The 21,791-nt window shown below is 54.4% G+C and carries 20 protein-coding genes; 12 read left to right on the top strand and 8 right to left on the bottom strand.

Annotated features, from left to right (window positions below; all coding sequences use genetic code 11):
* Nucleotides 1-9 precede the first annotated feature (9 nt).
* The 3 genes from arsJ to LZP73_RS06560 all read right to left on the bottom strand — a co-directional run bounded on the left by arsJ (nucleotide 10) and on the right by LZP73_RS06560 (nucleotide 2,766).
* Nucleotides 10-1,239 carry an organoarsenical effux MFS transporter ArsJ gene (gene arsJ, locus LZP73_RS06550; protein ID WP_234233662.1) on the bottom strand — a complete coding sequence of 410 codons (1,230 nt, stop codon included), beginning with the start codon at nucleotides 1,237-1,239 and terminating at the stop codon, nucleotides 10-12.
* A 45-nt stretch (nucleotides 1,240-1,284) separates the two neighbouring features.
* Complete coding sequence (locus tag LZP73_RS06555; RefSeq protein WP_234233663.1) at nucleotides 1,285-2,316, bottom strand: ArsJ-associated glyceraldehyde-3-phosphate dehydrogenase; 1,032 nt, start codon at nucleotides 2,314-2,316, stop codon at nucleotides 1,285-1,287.
* 105 nt (nucleotides 2,317-2,421) lie between these two features.
* Nucleotides 2,422-2,766, bottom strand: a complete 345-nt coding sequence (locus LZP73_RS06560; RefSeq protein WP_234234237.1) for a metalloregulator ArsR/SmtB family transcription factor — start codon at nucleotides 2,764-2,766, stop codon at nucleotides 2,422-2,424.
* A 732-nt stretch (nucleotides 2,767-3,498) separates the two neighbouring features.
* Between LZP73_RS06560 and LZP73_RS06565 the strand changes: the two genes are divergently transcribed.
* The 5 genes from LZP73_RS06565 (at nucleotide 3,499) to LZP73_RS06585 (ending at nucleotide 9,275) form a co-directional block, all read left to right on the top strand.
* Nucleotides 3,499-3,678, top strand: coding sequence for a hypothetical protein (locus LZP73_RS06565; protein ID WP_234233664.1), 180 nt, complete (start codon nucleotides 3,499-3,501; stop codon nucleotides 3,676-3,678).
* 1 nt (nucleotide 3,679) lies between these two features.
* Nucleotides 3,680-5,209: a sodium/proline symporter PutP gene (gene putP, locus LZP73_RS06570; protein WP_234233665.1), complete on the top strand. Its 1,530-nt coding sequence runs from the start codon at nucleotides 3,680-3,682 to the stop codon at nucleotides 5,207-5,209.
* A 174-nt stretch (nucleotides 5,210-5,383) separates the two neighbouring features.
* Complete coding sequence (proB, locus tag LZP73_RS06575) at nucleotides 5,384-6,520, top strand: glutamate 5-kinase (RefSeq protein ID WP_234233666.1); 1,137 nt, start codon at nucleotides 5,384-5,386, stop codon at nucleotides 6,518-6,520.
* On the top strand, nucleotides 6,517-7,764 hold the full coding sequence (locus tag LZP73_RS06580) for a glutamate-5-semialdehyde dehydrogenase (RefSeq protein WP_234233667.1): 1,248 nt from the start codon (nucleotides 6,517-6,519) through the stop codon (nucleotides 7,762-7,764). The genes proB and LZP73_RS06580 overlap by 4 nt, the downstream gene beginning before the upstream one ends.
* Before the next feature lie 407 nt (nucleotides 7,765-8,171).
* On the top strand, nucleotides 8,172-9,275 hold the full coding sequence (locus LZP73_RS06585) for a phosphoribosylaminoimidazolesuccinocarboxamide synthase (protein ID WP_234233668.1): 1,104 nt from the start codon (nucleotides 8,172-8,174) through the stop codon (nucleotides 9,273-9,275).
* 330 nt (nucleotides 9,276-9,605) lie between these two features.
* Here the strand turns inward: LZP73_RS06585 and LZP73_RS06590 are convergent, their stop codons facing one another.
* Nucleotides 9,606-10,319 carry a helix-turn-helix domain-containing protein gene (locus tag LZP73_RS06590; RefSeq protein ID WP_234233669.1) on the bottom strand — a complete coding sequence of 238 codons (714 nt, stop codon included), beginning with the start codon at nucleotides 10,317-10,319 and terminating at the stop codon, nucleotides 9,606-9,608.
* 851 nt (nucleotides 10,320-11,170) lie between these two features.
* Here LZP73_RS06590 and LZP73_RS06595 point away from each other — a divergent pair.
* Nucleotides 11,171-12,118, top strand: a complete 948-nt coding sequence (locus LZP73_RS06595; protein WP_234233670.1) for a hypothetical protein — start codon at nucleotides 11,171-11,173, stop codon at nucleotides 12,116-12,118.
* Between the two features lie 69 nt (nucleotides 12,119-12,187).
* On the opposite strand, the gene LZP73_RS21330 is transcribed toward LZP73_RS06595, so the two are convergent.
* Nucleotides 12,188-12,316, bottom strand: coding sequence for a hypothetical protein (locus LZP73_RS21330; protein WP_267960095.1), 129 nt, complete (start codon nucleotides 12,314-12,316; stop codon nucleotides 12,188-12,190).
* Nucleotides 12,317-12,351: 35 nt separating this feature from the next.
* On the opposite strand from LZP73_RS21330, the gene LZP73_RS06600 reads away from it, so the two are divergent.
* From LZP73_RS06600 to LZP73_RS06610, 3 genes are all read left to right on the top strand, one after another.
* Nucleotides 12,352-12,702 carry a VOC family protein gene (locus LZP73_RS06600; RefSeq protein WP_234233671.1) on the top strand — a complete coding sequence of 117 codons (351 nt, stop codon included), beginning with the start codon at nucleotides 12,352-12,354 and terminating at the stop codon, nucleotides 12,700-12,702.
* Between the two features lie 145 nt (nucleotides 12,703-12,847).
* Nucleotides 12,848-13,708: a CAP domain-containing protein gene (locus LZP73_RS06605; protein ID WP_234233672.1), complete on the top strand. Its 861-nt coding sequence runs from the start codon at nucleotides 12,848-12,850 to the stop codon at nucleotides 13,706-13,708.
* A 384-nt stretch (nucleotides 13,709-14,092) separates the two neighbouring features.
* On the top strand, nucleotides 14,093-15,568 hold the full coding sequence (locus LZP73_RS06610; protein WP_234233673.1) for a phospholipase D-like domain-containing protein: 1,476 nt from the start codon (nucleotides 14,093-14,095) through the stop codon (nucleotides 15,566-15,568).
* Nucleotides 15,569-15,718: 150 nt separating this feature from the next.
* Here the strand turns inward: LZP73_RS06610 and LZP73_RS06615 are convergent, their stop codons facing one another.
* Nucleotides 15,719-16,198, bottom strand: a complete 480-nt coding sequence (locus LZP73_RS06615; RefSeq protein WP_234233674.1) for a host attachment protein — start codon at nucleotides 16,196-16,198, stop codon at nucleotides 15,719-15,721.
* A 335-nt stretch (nucleotides 16,199-16,533) separates the two neighbouring features.
* Here LZP73_RS06615 and LZP73_RS06620 point away from each other — a divergent pair, with 335 nt between their 5' ends.
* The gene (locus LZP73_RS06620) at nucleotides 16,534-17,598 is read left to right on the top strand and encodes a M43 family zinc metalloprotease (RefSeq protein WP_234233675.1); all 1,065 of its coding nucleotides are present in this window, start codon (nucleotides 16,534-16,536) and stop codon (nucleotides 17,596-17,598) included.
* 75 nt (nucleotides 17,599-17,673) lie between these two features.
* Here the strand turns inward: LZP73_RS06620 and LZP73_RS06625 are convergent, their stop codons facing one another.
* The gene (locus tag LZP73_RS06625) at nucleotides 17,674-18,387 is read right to left on the bottom strand and encodes an oxidative stress defense protein (RefSeq protein ID WP_234233676.1); all 714 of its coding nucleotides are present in this window, start codon (nucleotides 18,385-18,387) and stop codon (nucleotides 17,674-17,676) included.
* Nucleotides 18,388-18,845: 458 nt separating this feature from the next.
* On the opposite strand from LZP73_RS06625, the gene LZP73_RS06630 reads away from it, so the two are divergent.
* A complete protein-coding gene (locus LZP73_RS06630; RefSeq protein WP_234233677.1) occupies nucleotides 18,846-20,357 on the top strand; it encodes a thymidine phosphorylase family protein in 1,512 nt (503 codons plus the stop codon).
* Complete coding sequence (locus LZP73_RS06635; protein WP_234233678.1) at nucleotides 20,357-21,268, top strand: ribose-phosphate diphosphokinase; 912 nt, start codon at nucleotides 20,357-20,359, stop codon at nucleotides 21,266-21,268. The genes LZP73_RS06630 and LZP73_RS06635 overlap by 1 nt, the downstream gene beginning before the upstream one ends.
* Nucleotides 21,269-21,567: 299 nt before the next feature.
* Here the strand turns inward: LZP73_RS06635 and LZP73_RS06640 are convergent, their stop codons facing one another.
* Nucleotides 21,568-21,771 carry a ribosome alternative rescue factor ArfA gene (locus LZP73_RS06640; RefSeq protein ID WP_234234239.1) on the bottom strand — a complete coding sequence of 68 codons (204 nt, stop codon included), beginning with the start codon at nucleotides 21,769-21,771 and terminating at the stop codon, nucleotides 21,568-21,570.
* Nucleotides 21,772-21,791: the final 20 nt, after the last annotated feature.

A 21,791-nucleotide genomic window follows, 5' to 3' on the forward strand; every position in this document is an offset into this window, starting at 1 on the left:
GGCGAAAGCTTAGCCCGGGATCACAGACCTGCGTGGCAGCCAGAGTGAGATCACACTGGTCACCACCAACAGGCCGCAGGAAATCCACAGGCAGGCCGTCATGCCCCACACCTGAAACACCCAACCCGACAACAGGGTGCCTAACAGGCGCCCCATGGCATTGGCCATATAATAGAAGCCGACATCCAGGGAGACCCCCTCGTCGCCGGCATAACTGACGATGAGATAACTGTGCAAGGAGGAGTTGATGGCGAACAGGGCACCGAACAGCAACAAGCCGCCCAACAGACTGGGCATGGGCGCCAAGCCGAGCGTCAGGGCGATCAGCGCCGGCACCAGGGCCAACAGGCTCACCCAGAACCAGGCGGCCCTGCCATCGGGCGCCGCAGCCCTGCCCGTCATCCTGGGCGCCAGGGCCTGCACCACACCATAGGCGATCACCCAGAGGGCGAGGAAACCACCGACCGCCCAGTGGTCCCAGCCGAAGCTGTCGGCGAGATACACGGGCAAGGCCACCACGAACCAGACATCACGGGCGGCGAACAGGCAGAGGCGCGCGGCGGACAGTATGTTGACACTCCGGCTCTTGGAGAATATCTCACTGAACTTGGGTTTGTTTTTTGCCTTGCCCAGGGTTTGTTTCAGCATGACCAGGCTGAACAACCACACCAGACTCAAGACCAGCGCCATGGAAGCTATGGCGCCTTCGAACCCCAGCAGCGCCAGCAGGGCGCCACCCAGGAAGAAACCCACGCCCTTGAGGGCATTCTTGGAGCCCGTCAGCAGGGCGACCCACTGGTATAGCTTGCCCTCGGCACCCTTGGGCACCAGGAGTTTTATCGCGCTCTTGGCGCTCAATTTGTTGAGATCTTTGGCGATCCCCGACAGCGCCTGCGCCGCCATCACCCAGGGCACCCCGGCCAGCAGCTGTGGCAGACTGGCCGCGGGTACCAGCAACATGCCCAGGGCGACGATCTGCAGCGCCAGCCCCAGGTTCATGGTGCGGTTAAGCCCCAGCCTGGCCCCCAGCCACCCCCCGAGCAGGTTAGTCACCACCCCGAAGATCTCATAGAAGAGGAATAGCATGGCGATCGCCAGCGGGCTGTAGCCCAGCGCATGAAAGTGCAACACCACCAGCATCCGCAGGGCGCCGTCGGTGAGGGTGAAGCTCCAGTAATTGGCGGTGATCAGCAGATACTGACGCACGGCCAAGGGCAAACGGGCAAGCGCGGCCAACATGCTATGACTCCAAAATGACATTTCTATCCCGACTCTGCCTTTGTGCTATCTGGACCCTGTCTCGCGTTGGGCCAGGTCCTGGCGCCCGACCATCAACGCCAACTCGGCGACCCGATTGGCGTAGCCCCACTCATTGTCGTACCAGACATACAGCTTGAGCTGGGTGCCATTGATCACCATGGTCGACTGGGCATCTATGATGCAGGAGCGGGGATCTGTCTTGTAATCCACAGACACCAGCGGCCGCTCCTCGTAGCCCAGGATGCCGGCGAGCGCATTCTCGGCGGCGTCTTTGAGCAGGGCATTCACCTCCGCCTCGGTGACGGGACGCTCGAGCTCGAACACACAGTCGGTCAGCGAGGCATTGGCCAGCGGCACCCGCACCGCATGGCCGTTGAGCTTACCCTTGAGCTCGGGGAAGATATGGGTGATGGCGGTGGCGCTGCCCGTAGTGGTGGGGATCAGGCTCTGGCCACAGGCACGGGCACGGCGCAGATCCTTATGGGGCGCGTCCAGTATGGTCTGGGTATTGGTGATGTCATGAATCGTCGTCATGGAGCCATGGCGTATGCCTAGCTGCTCGTGGATCACCTTGACCACAGGTGCCAGGCAGTTGGTGGTGCAGGAGGCGGCCGTGACTATCGGGTGGCGCGCCGCATCATACAGCTGCTGGTTCACCCCCATGACGACGTTGAGCACCCCTTCTTCCTTCACGGGTGCCGTCACCAGCACCCGCTTAACGCCTTGATCCAGATAGGCTTGCAGCAACGCCTTGGTCTTCATCACCCCCGAGGCCTCTATCACCAGATCGCAGGCGGACCAGTCTGTGTCAGCTATCGCCCCGTTGCGGCTGCATTGCAGTCGTTGCCGGCCGATCACCAGGCTCTCGCCCTCGGCCAGCGCCTCATGCTGCCAGCGGCCATGGACTGAGTCGAAGTTGAGCAGGTGCGCCAGGGTCGCCGCGTCGCCGGCGGGATCGTTGATTTGCACAAATTCGACCTCATCCCAATCCCAGGCGGCACGCAGCGCCAACCTGCCCATGCGGCCGAAGCCGTTGATCCCTATCTTGATGCTCATCTGCTTCTCTCCGTTATGCCGAAAACGTTCAGCTGCGCTTTAGTCCCGGCTCTCGCTTCAGGGTGCCGGTTTATTGGTACTCGTTGCACGACCAGAGCCTGGCACTCAGCAACAGCTCATTACCCGCTCCGGCCTGCTGCCCATTTGGCATAGCCGCTCTAGGTCAGGCTGGATATAGGGGCCATTGCTGCCACTCAGCTCCAGCAACACAGCCCGGCACCAGGGGGCCAAGTCAGGGTTAATCCGATAGAAGACCCATTGCCCCTGCCGCCTGTCCTGCAGCAGGGCGCACTGTTTCAACTGCGCCAGGTGACGGGATATCTTGGGCTGGCTCTCGGCCAACGCCGAGGTCAGCTCGCATACACACAGCTCCCCCTGCAGCTGCAGCAGCATGAGGCAGCGCAAGCGGGTATCGTCGGCTAAACACTTGAAAAACTGGGTCGGTACCATGGAACTTCCGCCTTTATGCCTGTCCTGTTGCAGCCCCTGAGTCGCCGGCCTGCCTTCGGCCGAAGACATATGGAGGTCCATATATCCTCGGCATGAAACAGGAGCATATATGAAAAATCGTATATATCAATTGTTATGGAAAAATTCAGCCGCGAAATTACGCCGCCCACACGCTGATAGCCGCAAGCATCCGGGCGTCACCTTTGCCAGCCTGTCCCGGACTGAGCCATCTTGGGTTCTTGACTCGGCCGGTGCGCGGCCTGGCACTAGAGTCCCAAATCAAATCAAACCAATCCAATCCAATCCAATCCAACCCAAGCTAAACCAAGGCATTCACATTTCGGGTGACAAGCACTCGAGTCACAATTAATTTCAGCACTAATGTAAATCCCGGATTTATTCCCCGAGATCCGACAACAACCCCGGAAGCCGCCGACCGTCTCATGGGGCCGGCCATGAGCTGTTTTTGATATCCAATATACGAAGATTTATTCCACATGAATATCAACAGAAATAAATTACTGAAAATAAATGATAAAACATGAAATCTACATCATAAACTCAGCCTCATGCTTGACTCTGCACTTGATTAATGTGTCTAAAACCCGAATAATACTGTTCGAACACTAATCATTTGAACATAAATCAAATTGATTAAGCTTTATCCGGAGCCGGCTGCTGATAAAGGTTCCGACGTCCATCTCAAGGACCATCACCGAAAGGGAAACTATTATGAAAGCACGCAATTCAAAGGAGCCAGACAGTAGTCTGTCGACCCTGAGCCATTATCTCACCGCAAAATTACAGTCCCTGGTCCAATTCACCTGCTTCTGGCTGCTGTTATCCAGCTACATCTTCCCCCTCTGTAAACAAAAACTAACTCAAACCCTGACGGGCATCAAAGAGCACTAATATGGAATACTCAAGTTATATCTCGCTGGCCTTGTATTTTGCGGCCATGCTGGCGATTGGCCTTTTCGCCTACCGCAACTCCACCGACGATCTTTCGGGCTACATACTGGGTGGCCGTAAGGTCAGCCCCCAGGTCACGGCATTGTCTGCCGGCGCCTCGGATATGAGTGGCTGGATGCTGATGGGCCTGCCAGGCGCCATGTTTGTGATAGGTTTCGATACCCTATGGATAGCACTCGGCCTGCTGCTGGGTGCCTGGTTCAACTATGTGTTGGTGGCGCCCAGGCTCAGGGTCTATACCCAGGAAGCCGACGATGCCCTGACATTGCCGGACTTCTTCGGCAAGCGCTTCGGCCTGCAAAAGAGCTCGGTGCGCATCATCTCGGCACTGGTGATCATCCTCTTCTTCACCCTCTACACTTCGGCCGGCCTGGTCGCAGGCGGCAAACTGTTCGAGTCGGCATTCGGGATGAACTACTACCTGGGCCTGGTGATTACCGTCTCCGTGGTGGTGGCCTACACCTTGCTAGGGGGTTTCCTGGCGGTCAGCATGACCGACTTCGTCCAGGGTTGCATCATGTTCATCGCCCTGGTTCTGGTGCCTCTGGTGGCCTACCAAGAGTTCAGTGGCACGGCCGAAGTACTCAGCCTGGCCGGCGACAGCATAGCGCCATTTTCCGAGTCGCTGCATGACATGACACTCATAGGCATAGTCTCCAGCATGGCATGGGGCCTGGGTTACTTCGGCCAGCCGCACATCATAGTGCGCTTCATGGCGATCCGCTCGGTACGCGACATCAAGACCGCCAGGACCATAGGCATGAGCTGGATGACGGTCACCATACTGGGTGCCTTGGCGACAGGTTTAATCGGCGTCGCCTATGTGAACAAGTTCCACCCTGGACTGGCGGATCCCGAGACCATCTTCATCCTCTTCTCCGAGATCTTATTCCATCCCCTGATCAGTGGCTTCCTGCTGGCAGCGATCCTGGCGGCGATCATGAGCACCATCTCGTCGCAGCTGCTGGTGTCATCCAGTTCACTGACCGAAGACATCTACCGCAGCTACGCCAAGAAAGACATCTCACAGACGCAGCTGGTGAAGCTGGGACGCTACTGTGTCTTCGCCGTGGCCCTGGTCGCCTCCCTGCTGGCATTGGACAGATCCAACAGCATCCTGTCCCTGGTCAGCAATGCCTGGGCAGGCTTCGGTGCCGCCTTCGGCCCCCTGGTGCTCTTCAGCCTGTTCTGGTCCAGGATGACACATTCTGGGGCCATCGCCGGCATACTGACGGGCGCCATCACTGTCCTGTTATGGATCTTTGTTCCCGTACTCCCGGACGGCCAGGCACTGAGCAGCCTGCTGTATGAAATAGTGCCAGGCTTCATCGCCAGCTCACTGGCCATAGTCCTGGTAAGCCATTTCGGCAAAGCGCCTTCCGCCTCGGTGCAAGCCACCTTCTTCGCCGCCCAGGACAAGCTAGCCCTCAGGCTGCAAGCCGATGAGCCGCCGGTGAAGCAAACAGCCTAACTGAGGTTTCTGGATACCCCGGCGACATGAGCTGCGCCGGGCGTATCCGAGCCCCCAAATCACCACCTCCTAAGCATTAACATAAGCATGAAAGCAGCGGCACGAGACTGCCGCTGCCAGGAACCTAAGGCATCGCTCAGCGTTGCCTGAACAAAATTGAAAAGGCATAACCCAATGAAATTACCGACATGGAAACGCCTGGTATTGAAAGTAGGCAGCGCCCTGATTGCCCCAGAGCGACAAGGCTGCAGTTCACGCTACCTGCTGACCCTGGCCCAGTTCATTGTCCGCTGCCGGGCACAGGGCACTCAGGTGATCTTGGTCTCTTCCGGCTCGATCGCCGCCGGCGCCCACAGGTTTCCCGAGATCCCGCCGGCCACGGCGCCCAGCGCCAGGGTCGCGCTGAAGAAAGCCATGGCCGCCGCGGGACAAACCGAGATGATGGCCGCCTGGGATAAGTTATTCGACTTCCCCTCGGCGCAAATCCTGCTGACCCACGGCGATCTGCGCGACCGTGAGCGCTACGAGAGTATCAGGGAAACCATCTTCACCCTGCTGGAACACGAAATACTCCCCATCATCAATGAGAACGATACTGTCACCACCGATGCCCTGAAGGTGGGTGACAACGATAATCTGTCCGCCATGGTGGCCGCCGCTGCCGATGCCGACACCCTGATCATCTGTTCGGACATAGATGGCCTGTATGACAAGAATCCGCACCTGCATGCCGATGCCAGGCTGCAACCCGAGGTGAAACGTATCACCCAGGCCATCTACGACATGGCGGGGGGCAGCCACAGCGATGTCGGCACAGGCGGCATGCGCACCAAGATAGAGGCCGCCGAGAAAGCCGTCAGCCATGGCATAGACACTTATATCATCAATGGCTTCAATGAGAGCGCCTTCAGCGCCCTGCTCGAGGGAGATAACCCTGGCACCCTGTTCCACGCAGATGAGCGCCCGATGCAGGAACTGCAACACTGGATGACCCACACGGCATCCGAGCAGGGCGAAGTGATAGTGCAGACAGTGCCAGGGCAGACACTCGATGAACATTGCGCCCGGCTGAGCTGCAACAAGGTATTGGAAATCAGGGGCGAATTCGCCGCCGGTGACACTATCCTGGTGCGCAGCAAGGATGGCACCCGCCTGGCGAAGGCCAGGGCCAACTATGGCAGCAGCCTGCTGACCTTCATCACAGAACACGATGACCCAGAACTCACCAGCAATCTCACCGATGCCCAGGGGTCCATCATCTCGGAGCAGGACATAGCCCTGCTCGAGCACAGAATTGGGGAACCAAGATGAGTTTAATCACAAGACTAGCGAGCAAGGCGGCCACCGCCGCCCGTCAACTGGCCCTGCTGGATAGCGCCCGGAAAGATGAGGTGCTGCGAACCATGGCCATGGAGCTGAGAAACAATCGCGCCGCCATACTGGCGGCCAATGCCCAGGATCTGGCCCAGGCGGAATCCCTGGGGCTGTCGGCAGCCATGCAGGACAGACTGCTGCTCACCCCGGAGCGCATCGAAGCCATGGCCGCCGGCATAGAGACCATAGTCTCGCTTGCCGATCCCGTCGGCGCGCGCCGCGAGCTAACGAGCAGGCCCAACGGCATACGCATAAGCAAGATGCGCATCCCCCTGGGCGTTGTCTGCATGATCTATGAGGCCAGGCCCAATGTCACCGCCGACGCCGCCGCCCTGTGTTTCAAGTCGGGCAATGGCGTCATACTGCGCGGCGGCAAGGAAGCCCTCAACTCCAGCCTGGCGATCGCCAAGATACTGCATGGCGCGCTGATCGAATTTGGCCTGCCCGAAGCACTGATAAGCGTGGTACCGGATCCCGACCGCGCCCTGATGCTGGAACTGCTACAGCAGCGTCAATACCTGGATCTGGTGATCCCCCGTGGCGGCGAGGGGCTGATTAATTTCGTCACAGACAACAGCAAGATCCCCGTGATCCAGCACTTCAAGGGGGTGTGTCACCTGTATGTGGACGCCGGGGCGAACCTGCAACAGGCGCTGCAACTCTTGCTCAACGGCAAGACCCAACGCACCGGCGTCTGTAACGCCCTCGAAGGCCTGCTGGTGCATGACGCCATTGCCGCCGACTTCCTGCCCTTGGCGGCCGCCGCACTGGCCGAGAAAGGCGTTAAAATTCATGCCTGCAAACGGTCGGCCCGCTATTTCGAGGCTGCAGATATACTCGCAGATAACGGCTTCGGCCAGGAATATCTGGCATTGGAAATTGCCGTCAGGCAGGTGGCGGATCTCGACGGCGCCCTGGCGCACATACAGCAATTCGGCAGCCATCATACCGAAGTGATCTGCACCCGGGATGCCGCCGCGGCCGAACGCTTTCAGCTCAGCGTCGATGCCTCTGTGGTCATGGTCAATGCCTCGTCGCGCTTCTCCGATGGCAGCGAGCTGGGCCTGGGCGCCGAAATCGGCATAGCCACCTCCAAGCTGCATGCCTATGGCCCCATGGGACTTGAGTCGCTGACCACGGAAAAATACCTGGTCAACGGCGAGGGCCAGGTACGCGCCTGAGCCTGACTTAACCTGGACCCTGTGAGGCAGATGCAGCAGGCTGCCAACAACATTGCAATTAACCTGGCAATTAGCATGGTAAATCCCGCCGATAAAGGTAAAATAGCGCAACTTTGTCGGCGGTTAAGCATCAGACTCACTCGGTATCATGGTCTATCTCTGCAACTCATTTTCAGGCAAACTTTCAGGCATGCGGCCACAGTCGACATACGGCTGCGGCGCTTCGCCCGTAAATCCTGACACCGGAGCCTTAAAGACGGACACTGCCCCTTCGATACCCAGCCACAGCAACCGACATCACAGCTTTTCCAGTAACATCCCATTGAGCGACAATAAATATTCGATGCCATCGAGCATCAGCTCATCTACCTTTATCCCTACATCTTATATCCAGAGGAATACTCGTCATGAGTCTTGCTGATTCCGTATTAGCCGTTAACAACGATTTGCCGATCCGCACCGCAGGCCCGGTCCACAGCGGCAAGGTCCGCAGCGTCTACTGGCTGACCGAGGCCGACAGCCGCCGTCTGATCCGCGACAAGGGCTATGACGTCCCCGAAGATACCCCGCTGGCCATCATGGTGATAAGCGATCGCATCTCGGCCTTCGACTGCATCTTCCACGGTGAAGGCGATCTGCAGGGCATTCCCGGCAAGGGGGCGGCGCTGAACGCCATCTCCAACCACTGGTTCAAGCTGTTCAAGGACAATGGTCTGGCCGACAGCCATATTCTGGATATCCCCCACCCCTTCGTGTGGATAGTGCAGAAGGCCCGTCCCATCAAGGTCGAAGCCATCTGCCGTCAGTACATCACGGGCTCCATGTGGCGTGCCTACGCCAAGGGCGAGCGCGTCTTCTGCGGCATCACCCTGCCCGAAGGCCTGGAGAAAGATCAGCAATTGCCCGAGCTTTTAATCACCCCATCCACCAAGGGCATACTGACCGGCATCCCCGGCGTGCCCGAGCAGGATGACGTCAACATCAGCCGCGCCGACATAGAAGCCAACTACCAGGCCTTCGGCTTCGAGAAGCCGGAAGATATCGACCTGTACGAGAAGCTGCTCAAGGAGGGATTCAGGGTGATTTCAGCTGCGCTGGCAAAACTTGACCAGGTATTCGTAGATACCAAGTTCGAGTTCGGCTATGTCACAGACAAGCAGGGCAACGCCAAGCTGATCTACATGGATGAAGTCGGCACCCCGGATTCATCGCGCATCTGGGACGGCGCCGCCTACCGTGAAGGCAAGATAGTGGAGAACTCCAAGGAAGGCTTCCGTCAGTTCCTGCTGCACCACTTCCCGGACCCCGACGTGCTGCTGAACAAGGACAGGATGAGCGAGCGTGAAGCCCTGGCCCGCGACAACGCCCTGCCACTGGATGCCATGATGGCCGTGTCGCGCACCTACACAGGAGTTGCCGAGAAGGTCACAGGCAACCCCATTCCATTGCCCGCCAACCCCAAGGCCGACATCATCAAGATCTTACGCGATGAGTACGAGCTGATTGTGTAATCTGTGATTGCATTGGATAAACCAAAGGCGCTTATGGCGCCTTTGTTGTTTTCCGGCACTATCAGAATCTGTTGCTCATGATGCAAGACACACTCGGCGAATATTTGCGTTACTCACTGAGTCGCAAGTTTCTGTAAGTGTGATATGCAACTCATCATCTAGTGTGCGCTGCGTCTCTTCCAGTTAGTGGTCAAGAATAACGACAGTAACAGGATAAAAGTGCAACCGTTCTGATGGCGCTGGCGTTCCAACGCGACTGGAATCTATCTCAAATCTACACCTGTCCAGGCACTTTCCTTGTCTGAATTGGCAGCTGTGCAATCAAAACTGTCAAAGCCGGTATATTTTTCTTTCAAGAAAAAAGCCTACAAAACCCAGTCCAAAGAAGAAAACTCCGATAGACTCCAGCCATGAGTTAATTGCCCTCGGAATTTGGTATTCCTTCTCTAAACTGTAAAGCCGCTTTCCGGAACCGGAGACTTCCGTAAACTCAGATCCTTTGAACTGGAGGAGCAATATTCTTTTCAGACTCTTTCGTCGCTCCATTTCCAGGCCCCTTTCGCGCATGATGTCTCTGTCATTACCATCTAAGAGCCGTCTCCAGCTATCAAAGACATTATCTGGCTCTCCCTCAAGAACAATACCTTGAGACCAGTATTCGAATTGAGTCTCGTTAAATATTTTTTTACTGAACCCTGCATAAAAGACAGTCACACCTAAAACGATCATGATGCTACAAATGTACAGAAACACCCTCTGGCTATGAACCCTATGTCTTTGTTTCGCTTTATACCAACCTTCTATGTCGGCGATCTGCAAAAGCTTTTGCTGATTGCCATTCATACTTATAGCCTCCATAAAATCATGAAGGCTTATCTCCAATGCGCTGAGCAGTGCTCTGAAAATCTCGTTGGAAGGCACGGATTTATCGTTCTCTAACTTGGACAAATAGGACTGCTCAATCCCGATAGCTTCCGCCAACTCAGGTTGGCTCAGTTTCTTTGCAACCCTTAGCTCTCTAATTTTTTCACCTAGTGACGTCATAGTTGATTCCTTTCTGTAAATTTGACCTGCATGATTCTGTTTGCGGATTGATTCTTATCTATTCCTGTTGGAATCTATAGATGAATATGGGGTTATAACCTGTAATAGTGTCAAAAAGTCAGATGCTGAACTAGTTTTAGACCGCCTTTTCATCCCAGCACTCTCATAATGTTGATAACTGTAACTCAGGAAGTCGCTGCCGGTTAGCCGCCCATCACCTTCCGTGGGTAGCGTGCAGGATGCACCACTGCCGTGATCGCATGGCCTGTTTAGTTCCTGACAAAACTGGCATTTCCTCCATCCATGGCAGTCAGATGCGAAGGAGAAGGAATGAGCTTTCACACTGTTTGGTATGCCACCCCGCATCATAAGCAGCTTAAAGTTGTGAATACAGAGGTGCTTCCCCTAGTCGGCCCTTAACCTCAAAAGCGATACGCGTTCGCGGAAGGCTTAGCGAGGTAGAAAAAATAGTTTACACAACAGTGCCTTGTGATAATCTAGTCTGCATTGGATGAGTGTACATGTACACTATTAAAATGTTAGCCAAATAAGGAGATTGAAGATTATACTAGAAGGTATCCTAAGTTTTTTAGCTATTTTTTTTCCCTCTGGACTCATTGAATCAATGCAAGCATCTAAAGCATTAAGCATGATGTTTTTTGTAGGGACAATTTTTTTCGTCTCTTTTCTATATTTTTTATGTAAAATGGCAAATATATAATAGAGCATCAAACTAGCAAAAAATTCACACAGGCATAAAAGTCCGTTGCTTTCACTCCAAGCAGCATTATAACCAAACCTCTTCAGCCAGCTTATGTGGCCTTATATTTATCATTAGCTAAAGGATTACGATGAAAAAAGCGATCATATTCACATTACTCATACTGGTTATGAACCCAGGTTACGCACATGCTAAAGCTGGACTATTGTCATTTGGCGGCGAAGAAATAGTCGAAGTAGTAAACCTTCCAAATGATGAAAGGTTTCAAATGCCTGAAGGTCAATATGTTGATATTGGTTATATCTACAAATCAGTAGCCGTCTTATTTGTTCCCATATGGAATTATGATGGTAGGCTTGTAGGAATCACTGGTCAGGAAGACACCTATTTAAACCTTTCCCCTGAAGAAATCACAGACATTGTCTCGAAAGCAGGTATGAATCTTCCCGAAAAGCCTTATTTGGATTTTTGGCATCGTATTGGCGGTAAAATTGTATTATTGATAGCCTTATTGGTTTTTGGATTTAACGCCATGAGTAAAATGAAGAAAAAAGCATCGTTCTTAAGTCCTTTATCCACAGGCCGCGAACGATTGAGGGATATCTTAATTAACAGTCAAGAATTTACTGAACTTAACCCTGCAACTTTGAATATCGAAGGCAACACTGGCGTTGATGGATTATATTTCATCGGAGTTAAAAACTATTTCAACTCATTTATATCAGTATCTGTTTTTGACATGAATAAAGTGTCGATAGAACAAGTACAGTCCAATAATGACGATCTTTTCGAGCGATTACTCGTATTGAGGAAGCTGGTTTCGTCAAAAGCTCGCTCATCAATTCATTACATATATTTTACTTTCGATAAATCACCGAACAACGATGAGATCGCATTGTTAAAAAGTCTTAAGAAGCGAAAGATCAGGAATGCTACGAATGTCATACCAGGCATTATTGATTTTGAAAAAATGGAAATTGATACGGCTGCAAATACAATTCCATCTAAAAAAATACTAAAAAACTGCTTTATACAAGCAAAAGAAGAAGAGTTACTAGTTACAGAAGCTAAAATGTAACTCGTCATTCAAGATGCTTCCTCAGCGCCGGATTCAGTGCCGGCCTGGTTGGTATCTGTCTCGCACGCATCACCGCAAATTCGGGCCGGCTTCATCGACATAATGCTTGAGGAAGTCCAAAAACACCACTAACTTAAAAATGTCCAACGCATCACCTGAAAACAGCTTGATGGCAGACTGAGTTAAAAAGGGAAACATGACCACACCTTGCTCTGGCCCGAGGAGATAGACAAGTGCAAGTAAAACGAATAGTTGCAAATGTGACGGCAGATAACACGGATGACGCCAAGATCTTTTACGAGTCTATCTTTGGCCTCAGCTTGGTTATGGATCACGGCTGGATAAAAACGTATAGCTCGGACGCAGAGATGACGACTCAAATAAGCGTGGCATCCGAAGGGGGATCAGGGACTCCTGTACCAGATCTGTCAATTGAAGTAGATGATCTCGATACGGTACTGAAGAGAATCATGGCCAAAAATCTTCAAATTGAATATGGACCGGTATCAGAACCTTGGGGAGTTCGCAGGTTTTATGTGCGCGACCCTTTCGGAAAACTGGTCAACGTACTTCAACATGAGTAAACATCAAATGTGCTCCGTTTCGGCAACCCTTTAGCGGTAGATAGAGAGAGCCTACGGGTCTCAGAGGAAGACACAGATGTGATCTTCGAGCTCTTGGATAGGACATCCTTGGCCATGGCAGGGCCTCAATGCACGGATTAATACCATGAAGCATATAACTTTCCTCAACTTGCTCATTGGCGGCTTTTCCATTGCCTTGCTGGCGAGTTGCGGCTCAGTTTCTGCTCCCCCAGGGGGTTCTGTGAACAATCCGAGTCCGGCCACCCCGGCTATTGTTGCATCTGAACGCAACAATAGCGCCCCCAGTGACAAGACTGGGCGGAAAATTGTCCCGGGATCCACTCCACACGGTGACTATGCCGATAACAACCAGGACACAGATCTCTGGTCTCTTCGCGGTTGGCCGCCACCTGTACTCACCAGTGGCATCGACTACCTATCCGACCCGGAACGACAAGTGCTATTGCACCTGAACATGGTGCGGGCCGATCCCGGACGCTACGCGAAAGAGTTTATTGAACCCAGACTCAAATTTTTCGACGCCAAACTTTACCGCGAACCAGGAGGCCCAGACAATGGAGGTGGCCTTGAGACTCAGGAAGGCACGGCTGCCGTTGCGGAAGCCGTGCATGCTCTGGCGAGCACTGCTCCCCTGGGTCCCCTGTCACCTTCTCACGGCATGAGTTTGGCCGCATCGGATCACGCCGTCGATCAGTCTGCTACCGGCCAAACGGGCCATTCGGGTAGCGATGCCTCATCGGTGGACATCCGTGTAGAGCGCTATGGGGTCTGGATACACACACTGGGCGAAAACATCGTTTACGGACCAGGTATAGGTCGCGAAATCGTCGTCAGTCTGCTGATCGATGATGCAGTTCCAGGTCGAGGCCATAGGAAAAACATCCTCAACCCAGATTTTGCTGTCGTCGGTGTGGCAATTGCTACTCATCCAAAATACGGCCACATTTGCGTCATCGACTTCGCTGGAGGCTTTAAAGAAAACTGAATATTGGGGATAGTGGCTGAAATAGCTGCGGCTATCTCTCAAGATACCAGGGCCTCAAGGATAACCTGGATACTCCCTGAAAAATAATGAAATCCGATACAGACATATCTCGAGTTACTTATATTGCTTCACCATGTAATCGCCTATGGGTCATTACTTAAGTAACGCTTCATTTCCGGCTCTAATATAGAGTACCCCATATTGTTTATATGCGCCCATTTGTAGCCGAAATGTAATAATTTTGTCTACAAAAACAACATTAAGCCTGTTAGTATGCGCTCGAGTCAATATACCAGGGAGGGTTAGGTAGCCTGGCTGCAATGAAACTTGGATTCTGATTACTCATTTTTTGGTTTACATCTAAATTATAAAAATAGGTAAAACATGAAATTCAATAAAATAAAAATGGGGTTGTTCTTTGGATTTAGGTTATCGCTTGCTGCCGGCAGTTTTTGCGTTGCAGGTCTAAGCCATGCCGATGATATCGAAGTTTACTTTAACCACAGCGTTAACCCTCCGGCGGTGCAAGCCGATCTGGAACAAAAAATTGTCGAGTTAATCAACTCTGCCGACAACAGTCTCTATATGGCCATCTATGATCTGGACTTGCCAGGCATTGCCAATGCCATGGTGGCGGCCAAGCAACGTGGGGTCGATGTTAAGTTTGTCACCGACGAAGACAATATCGCCGGCGAGAATACAACAGCGCTGGGCATCTTGGATCAGGGCGGCGTGCCCTGGATAGATGACACTGAAAATGGCAGTGCAGGGTCGAAAATTCAGCACAATAAATTCATCGTGGTCGACGGCAAGAAGGTACTGTCCGGCAGCACCAACTTCAGCCAGTCCGGGGTCCATGGCGATCTCGATGCCAACGGCAATCTCATCAACGAAGGCAACGACAACCACATAGTGATCATAGACTCCAACCAACTGGCCAGCGTCTATACCCATCAGTTCAACCTGATGTGGGGCGACGGCCCCGGCGGCGCCAAGGATTCACTGTTTGGCCTGGGCAAGCCGGACCACCAGCTGGAAACTGTCTACACCAATCACGACAACATACGCATAGATGTGCAGTTTACTCCCCAGTCCTCCAGCGTCTACCAGGGCTCTACCCTGTACAACATGCAGCAGTATATCCGCAGCGCCAAGACCCGCATCCATCTGGCACAATTTGTCATCAGTGCCCAGGATGTGGCCGATGAGATGGAGCTCAGGCATGACGCTGGGGTGGAAGTCCAGGGCATAGGCGACCCAGGTTTCTTCTCACGCTACTACTCGGAGTTCCAGGACATGTTGGGTAAGGAGACACCCGATGCCTCCGGGGCCATGGAAGTCGACGGCTATACGGGTGCGGTCAACAATGTCTGGGAAAATCCGGCAGATGTGCGCATCGCCAAGCTCGAGGCCGGCGACAAGTGGCACCATAAGTACATCATCATAGACGACATGGTACTGACGGGATCCCATAACATCAGTGGCGCGGCCGCCTTCGGCAACGATGAAAACATCATCATCATTCACGACAAGCAGACCGCCGATGAGTTTGAAGGGCATTTCAGCCATGCCTTCTGTTTAGCGGGCAACGGCACGGATTGCACTCAACCCAGCTATGGCGAAGGCACTTGGGAAGGGGTGTTTTTCACCGGGGCCGAGGTCGCTGTGGTGCTGGACATGGTCAACAATGCCAGTCTGACCGAGCTGGACATAGATGCAGGCATGAATAAGACCGCCGTGAATAACATCATCGCCGCCCGCCCCATAGACAGCATGGATACCCTGGTCGCTGTGCCTTATGTTGGCGCCGCCGCCATGCAGGATCTCAAGGACTATATCAACACCTGGCAGAGCAAGTAATGCCTGTGTGAGTAACGGCTAACAGCCACGCAATAAAAAAGCGGTCACTCGGGTGACCGCTTTTTTTTACCTAGGCCATCCTGCCACTCAGCCAACTGGAGCACTACGGATTCACCATGGCATCACGCCTGGATCTCTGCCTCATGCAAGCTACTGAAAATGCGCCAGGAGCTTATCTTTGGCCGTTTTGGTCAGATCCGATGGCACTACCTTCTGCAGGTTGTGTGTGATACTGGTGTTCAACATCTCCTGCAGTTCCTTGTGGGCTTGTTTCGGAAAGGCGAGATACCAGGAGGAGGGAGACTCGGCTTCTATGATGGAACGTATGTCTTCACTGATAACCTTGAGCATTTGCTTTTCCTGCTCCGACTTCAGGTTATGAGCTTCGCCGTTGGAAGCGCGGAAACGGCCTGCCTGATCGCTGACGCGCTCACTGACTTTCTTGTGTCCGTCTATGTAGTCAATGTCTGTGATCAGGTCCAACACCATGGTGTTCTTTTCTGTCCCGCGATTCTGGGTATGGCCCACCTGAGCGCCTTCATGCCTATCTATTCCCTGCACATGCGCCACCCGGTAGGCTTTCAGCTGGCCCAGATCGGCCAACACCAAGACACTGTTGTTAAAGTTCATAATACCCTCCAGATGCAGTAGCAAGACGCGGTTGTGATGCTCGGTTTAAAAAGGATAGGCCGCTTAAAAAGAATAGGATATGGCGAAAATTACCGCCACCGACGCCCCCATATACCTTGGGCATTCCGGTTTCCCCGGCTTCATCAGGATGCTCCGCCAGCCAGCCATTTTCATTACAACTTGGGATTGTATAAATTACAATAACTGGATATTGTATCCAGGATATTTTATTCAAATACTTTGAATAATGCGGTTATTCCCTTGGGCCGCGCTGCCACTCTATGGCCCCGCGGCTGCCAACATTTACCCAGGCTAAAACAAGAGTGATTAACAATATGATGAATAAATTCAACAGCTCAATACTCGCGGCCCTGTTAGCTGCATCTTCTGTTGCCCATGCCAAACAAGCCGAATTCGCCCCGCATCACTGCCAGGCGACCGAGAGCAATGCCCAGTACTATCGCAACTTTCCCGCGGCTTTGACCGAAGCGCAGGCGCGCCACGCCAGGATTGCCGAGGTAAAGGCCGCCCGCGCCAAACAAGGAGCCGCGGCCGAAACGAATGACGCCTCACCCTATGTGACAGGTGTTGCAGGCACCCCGACTTACATCATCCCCGTGGTTTTCCATGTCTATGGCACTGTGCAGAATGGTCATCTGGTCAACGATGCGGTGATCATGGATGCATTGAGCAAAACCAACGCCGACTTCAAGGGACAAACCGCCGACTTTGCCTATGTCGACAGCGAATTTGCCGCGGTGAAAGACACCCTGGACATAGAGTTTCATTTAGCAAGCCTGGATCCCGACGGCAACCCCACCACTGGCATCATTTACCATCCTGAATCTTCCGGTGCAGGCAACTACTCAAGCTCGGATGTGAAACGCGACCACTGGGACAACTACAAGTACATGAATGTCTACATTCAGAATGATTTATACGCCGATGGCGTGACCAATAATTCCGGGGTAGCCTGGTATCCGGATACCGCCATGTCCGACGAAGGCCTGGCACGCGTGACCTACAACGGCGCATATTTGGGCACCAATACCGACGAGAATTTCCGCTCTGTGCTCACCCATGAATTTGGTCACTTCCTCGACCTGATCCATACCTTCGAGGGTGGCTGTAAGCGCGGTGCCAATCGCCGCTGTTCAATCACGGGGGATGATATCTGCGATACCCCGCAACAGAATGGCTGGCAGATGAATCCTGGGGATGGCGGCGTGCTCAACTGCCTGGGCGAAACCATCAACTGGCAGAACTTCATGGCCTACTCGGATCAATACGCCAACTACACCCAAGATCAGGTGGATCGCATGGTCAATGGTTTAAGCAGCGCCGCACGCAACACCTTGTGGTCGCCGGCTAACTTGGCGGCCACAGGCGTCGACAATTAATCCACCCGCCTGGCGCAGACATAAAAAACGCAGCCTCAAGCTGCGTTTTTTAGCATGCGTCTGCTTATGCTTCTGCTATTTCAAACGGTACACCACTTCGACCCTGTCTTCGAAGCTGACCTTACCGTATTGATAACTCTCGGATATTTCATAGTCGGCCTTGACCGCCATCCGCAGCATCATGGGTTGCACCGGGTGTTGCTCTAAGTAACGTATCTGCCACACCCCATCGAGCTTAAGCTCGAAACCCTGGGCCAGCGACTTGGCCTTCTGTTTGGCATCCTCGATCGCCGCCTGACGCGCCTTGGCCGCATATTCCAGCTCCTTGCTCGACCTGAGGCTGATGTTATTGACCTTGTTCAGCCCTTCCTCCAATGCCGAATCGAGGATCTCATTCAGCCGAGGCAAGTCCTTCACAGTCACTGTCAGCTGCCGGCTGGCCTGGTAACCACTCAACTTGGGCGGCTGATCTTTCTCATAATGGTATTGCGGCTGCAGATTCAAATTGGCACTCTGGATCTCGTCCTTGGTGATGCCTGCGGCCTGCAAACGGGCGATAAAACCTGCCACCGCCACATCCGAGGCATCCTTGGCCGCCTTGGCGCTCGCCTCTGTCACTGTCACTTCGACGTTGATCTCCGCCATGTCCGGCGCCACAGTCACCTTGCCAACCCCGACTGTCTCCAGGTGCGCAAATGCCAGCTCGGCGGCGCTCAGCCCTGGGCTGACCAGGGACGCAGTGGTTGCCAGAGTCGTGGTTAAGAGTCCTGCTAATAAGGCATGTTTCATCTGTTGCTCCTGTTGTGTGCGGATCTAGGTGTTGCGGATCTAAGTGTTGCGAATAACCCGGCGGCATCCCCAGATTATAGGGCGAGCCAACGGCAACTCCTGCTATTAACGCGGCATAGGAGAAAAAGGGTTATCCGCAGCGACATTTTTCCGGCGGCTGAAAATCCGTGCCGCATGGGGCCGGTAAATTCACTCCACGACGGCAACGGGCTCCCAAGCGACTATATTCAATACTCAAGCACCCAAGATATCAGGCATCAGAGTATCGGGCACCAAGATAAAGGCTCATTGCCAAGCTCCAAGGGATGGCAAGCAGGCCGACGCACCATAAAGTGATCCAAGACAAGGCATCACCCTGGGTTTCGGGCCAGACTGATACCCAGAGCTCAGCCGGATTGACGCCCGGGCTCTGGACTGATATCAGACTATGACTAACATCAATTGCCAGGATGCAATGCATGCAGCAACCAACTCATTCGCTTATCGTCGTCGACATGGGTATAGATACCCATCAGGAACCCGTGGTCTATATGCGCCGGGATTGCCACGTCTGTATGGCCGAAGGCTTCAATGCCAGCCGCCGCGTGGCCTTGTCTTACGGTGACTGCAGCCTGATAGCCACCTTGAATGTCACCAGCACAGGCGTGCTGAGACCTGAGCAGGTCGGCCTGTCAAAAATAGCCATGCAACGCCTGAAGGTGAAGCCGGGCGATAGCCTCAGCATTCAACATGCGCCCGTGCTCGCCTCCCTGGGGCTGCTGCGCAAGAAGATCTTCGGCAATAAGCTCACCCGGGCGGAATTCAAAGACATAATTCAGGACATCAGCACCCATGGTTACCGTGACATGGAAATCGCCAGTTTTCTCACCATCTGTGCCGGCGGGCGCCTGGACATAGAGGAAATCATCAGCCTGACCCAGGCCATGGTCGAATGTGGTAAACACTTAAGCTGGCCGGGACACGAGCGGATCTTCGATAAGCATTGTATCGGTGGCCTGCCGGGCAACCGCACCACCCCCATAGTCGTCGCTATCGTGAGTGCCGCAGGTCACATAATACCCAAGACCTCCTCCAGGGCCATCACCTCCCCTGCCGGCACCGCCGACACCATGGGCGCCTTGACCAATGTGTCGCTGAAAATGGCCGACATTCAAGCCGTGGTCGCCAAGACCTGTGGCTGTCTTGCCTGGGGCGGCGCGGTCAACCTGAGCCCGGCGGACGATCTCTTGATCCGCCTGGAAAGGGTATTGGATCTCGATGGTGAGGGGCAGTTGATCGCCTCAGTGCTATCCAAGAAGATCGCCGCCGGCTCGACCCATGCGTTGATCGACATCCCGGTCGGCGACACCGCCAAGGTACGCACCCGGACCGACGCCGAACGCCTGGCCTCCCTCTTCACCCGGGTGGGCAACGCCTGCAACATTCGCATTCGCTGCGTGATCACCGACGGCAGCAAGCCTGTGGGTTATGGGATAGGCCCGGTAGAAGAGGCCAGGGATCTGCTCTCGGTATTGCAATGCCAAAAATCGGCACCACAAGATCTGCGTGAGCGCGCCCTGCTGCTGGCGGCCGAGCTGCTGGATCTGGCAGAAAACTCAGGTCTGGACGAAGCCATGGACAAGGCGAGAGCCCTGCTGGACAGCGGCCGCGCCTATCAACAGTTCATGGCCATCATAACCGCCCAGGGCGGACTCAAGAGCTTGCCCCAAGCCCATTTCCATCATGATCAGCATGCGCAGCGCAGCGGCCGCATCACGGCCATAGACAACAGAAAACTGGCCAGGCTGGCGAAGCTGGCCGGCGCCCCTTTCAGTCCGGCGGCCGGGTTGCGGCTGCGGGTCAATGTCGGTGATACCATTCATCGGGGCCAGACCCTGTTTCGTCTCTTCAGTGACAGCACGGGGGAGCGTGACTATGCGCTGCAGTACTACCTGAACAACCTGGATATCTTTACCCTGGAGGATGCCTGATGCGAGGCCAAGCCCAGCCACCACTGACCCTCTTCTCACTGACAGCCCATCCCCTGCAGCCCAGCCTATGCAAGGCCTTGCAGGCAACGCCTGGCAGCTATGACAGTCGTCAATTCCCCGATGGCGAATCCTATCTGAGGATCACCACTCGGGTCGCCGGGCGACATTGTCTGGTGCTGGCGGACTTGTCGCACCCCAACGACAAGTACCTGCCGCTCTTGTTTTTGCTGGAAACCCTGAAGGAACAGGGGGCGGCGTCCGTGGGTCTGGTGGCGCCTTATCTATGCTATATGCGCCAGGATCGCAGCTTCATCGAAGGCGAAGCCGTCACCTCCAGGCTGTTTGCCCGCGCCTTATCCAGCCACTGTGATTGGCTGGTGACAGTGGATCCCCATCTGCATAGATATCATTCACTGGATGAGATCTACCGGATCCCCAGCAAGGTGGTGCAAGGCGCACCGGCACTGGCGAGCTGGCTCAAGGGCCGACCGGACTTGTTGTTGGTGGGCCCGGATGCCGAGAGTCGCCAGTGGGTCTCGAGCATTGCCGAAGCCAGTGGTCATCCCTTCGTCATAGGGCAGAAACAGCGTCTGGGTGACAGGCATGTCGAGGTCAGCCTGCCGGACATCTCCGGGCATGACAACAAAACCGCGGTGATCATAGACGACGTCATTTCCAGCGGTCAGACCCTGCTGCAATGCATCCTGGCCTTGAAGCGCCAAGGGATGGCCCGCATTCAATGCGCCGCGGTGCACGGCATCTTCGCCGACGACGTCTATGCCGAGCTGATGGCTGCCGGGCTCGAGTGTCTCGCCACCAGCAACACCCTGCCGCATCCCTCCAACGCCATAGATGTCACGCCGCTGCTGCTGAAACCCATTCGCCAATGCATAGCCCTGCGGGGCGAATAAGGCAGCAAGCGGGTGGCCTTCAAACACCTGTCCCTGTACCAATTCGTTGCCCCAGTGACAGGTACACTCATAGCCGTCGAGCTATATCAACAGGCGTTCCACTGGAGAAGGGGCTGATTTACGCTGCGCTGATCGCCATGCTCTGTCTCAACATCTATCTGAACCGTCCAAGGCAGGACGACGCGGAAACTCAGCTGGCAATGGCAGCGAGAATTGAAGCCGAATGAAACCTGAAATGAGGCAATGGCGGTAATGCGATAGGGGTGGGTCTGGAGCAGGCTAAGCGGAACTGGGGATACTCATGCCCGGGCGGGACAGGATGGCAAAGACACAGCCCCAAGAAAGTCGAAAGGGGCATAGCCCTTGTGCTGATGCCCCTTTCGGTTTGCTGCCTTGCGGCTGTATGCGCCCTTGCCCTTCTTCGGCCTCTCGGTCCGGCTCCTGAACAGGGGGCTGGTGACTAACGCCTTCAGGGCGTTGTCCTGGATTGGCCCCCGGCCCATGTCATGGGACTGTGTGCGCC

Source organism: Shewanella sp. AS16, assembly GCF_021412365.1.
GTDB lineage: Bacteria > Pseudomonadota > Gammaproteobacteria > Enterobacterales > Shewanellaceae > Shewanella > Shewanella salipaludis.

Excerpts from the sequence above, each read along its gene's own strand:
- LZP73_RS06585 (WP_234233668.1), top strand. The coding sequence starts at position 8,172 with ATGAGTCTTGCTGATTCCGTATTAGCCGTTAACAACGATTTGCCGATC.
- LZP73_RS06625 (WP_234233676.1), bottom strand. The coding sequence starts at position 18,387 with ATGAAACATGCCTTATTAGCAGGACTCTTAACCACGACTCTGGCAACC.
- LZP73_RS06635 (WP_234233678.1), top strand. The coding sequence starts at position 20,357 with ATGCGAGGCCAAGCCCAGCCACCACTGACCCTCTTCTCACTGACAGCC.
- LZP73_RS06555 (WP_234233663.1), bottom strand. The coding sequence starts at position 2,316 with ATGAGCATCAAGATAGGGATCAACGGCTTCGGCCGCATGGGCAGGTTG.
- LZP73_RS06560 (WP_234234237.1), bottom strand. The coding sequence starts at position 2,766 with ATGGTACCGACCCAGTTTTTCAAGTGTTTAGCCGACGATACCCGCTTG.
- LZP73_RS06595 (WP_234233670.1), top strand. The coding sequence starts at position 11,171 with ATGAAAAAAGCGATCATATTCACATTACTCATACTGGTTATGAACCCA.
- LZP73_RS06580 (WP_234233667.1), top strand. The coding sequence starts at position 6,517 with ATGAGTTTAATCACAAGACTAGCGAGCAAGGCGGCCACCGCCGCCCGT.
- LZP73_RS06620 (WP_234233675.1), top strand. The coding sequence starts at position 16,534 with ATGATGAATAAATTCAACAGCTCAATACTCGCGGCCCTGTTAGCTGCA.
- LZP73_RS06630 (WP_234233677.1), top strand. The coding sequence starts at position 18,846 with ATGCAGCAACCAACTCATTCGCTTATCGTCGTCGACATGGGTATAGAT.
- LZP73_RS06615 (WP_234233674.1), bottom strand. The coding sequence starts at position 16,198 with ATGAACTTTAACAACAGTGTCTTGGTGTTGGCCGATCTGGGCCAGCTG.
- LZP73_RS06610 (WP_234233673.1), top strand. The coding sequence starts at position 14,093 with ATGAAATTCAATAAAATAAAAATGGGGTTGTTCTTTGGATTTAGGTTA.
- arsJ (WP_234233662.1), bottom strand. The coding sequence starts at position 1,239 with ATGTTGGCCGCGCTTGCCCGTTTGCCCTTGGCCGTGCGTCAGTATCTG.
- LZP73_RS06590 (WP_234233669.1), bottom strand. The coding sequence starts at position 10,319 with ATGACGTCACTAGGTGAAAAAATTAGAGAGCTAAGGGTTGCAAAGAAA.
- LZP73_RS21330 (WP_267960095.1), bottom strand. The coding sequence starts at position 12,316 with ATGTTTCCCTTTTTAACTCAGTCTGCCATCAAGCTGTTTTCAGGTGAT.
- LZP73_RS06640 (WP_234234239.1), bottom strand. The coding sequence starts at position 21,771 with ATGGGCCGGGGGCCAATCCAGGACAACGCCCTGAAGGCGTTAGTCACC.
- LZP73_RS06565 (WP_234233664.1), top strand. The coding sequence starts at position 3,499 with ATGAAAGCACGCAATTCAAAGGAGCCAGACAGTAGTCTGTCGACCCTG.
- LZP73_RS06605 (WP_234233672.1), top strand. The coding sequence starts at position 12,848 with ATGAAGCATATAACTTTCCTCAACTTGCTCATTGGCGGCTTTTCCATT.
- proB (WP_234233666.1), top strand. The coding sequence starts at position 5,384 with ATGAAATTACCGACATGGAAACGCCTGGTATTGAAAGTAGGCAGCGCC.
- putP (WP_234233665.1), top strand. The coding sequence starts at position 3,680 with ATGGAATACTCAAGTTATATCTCGCTGGCCTTGTATTTTGCGGCCATG.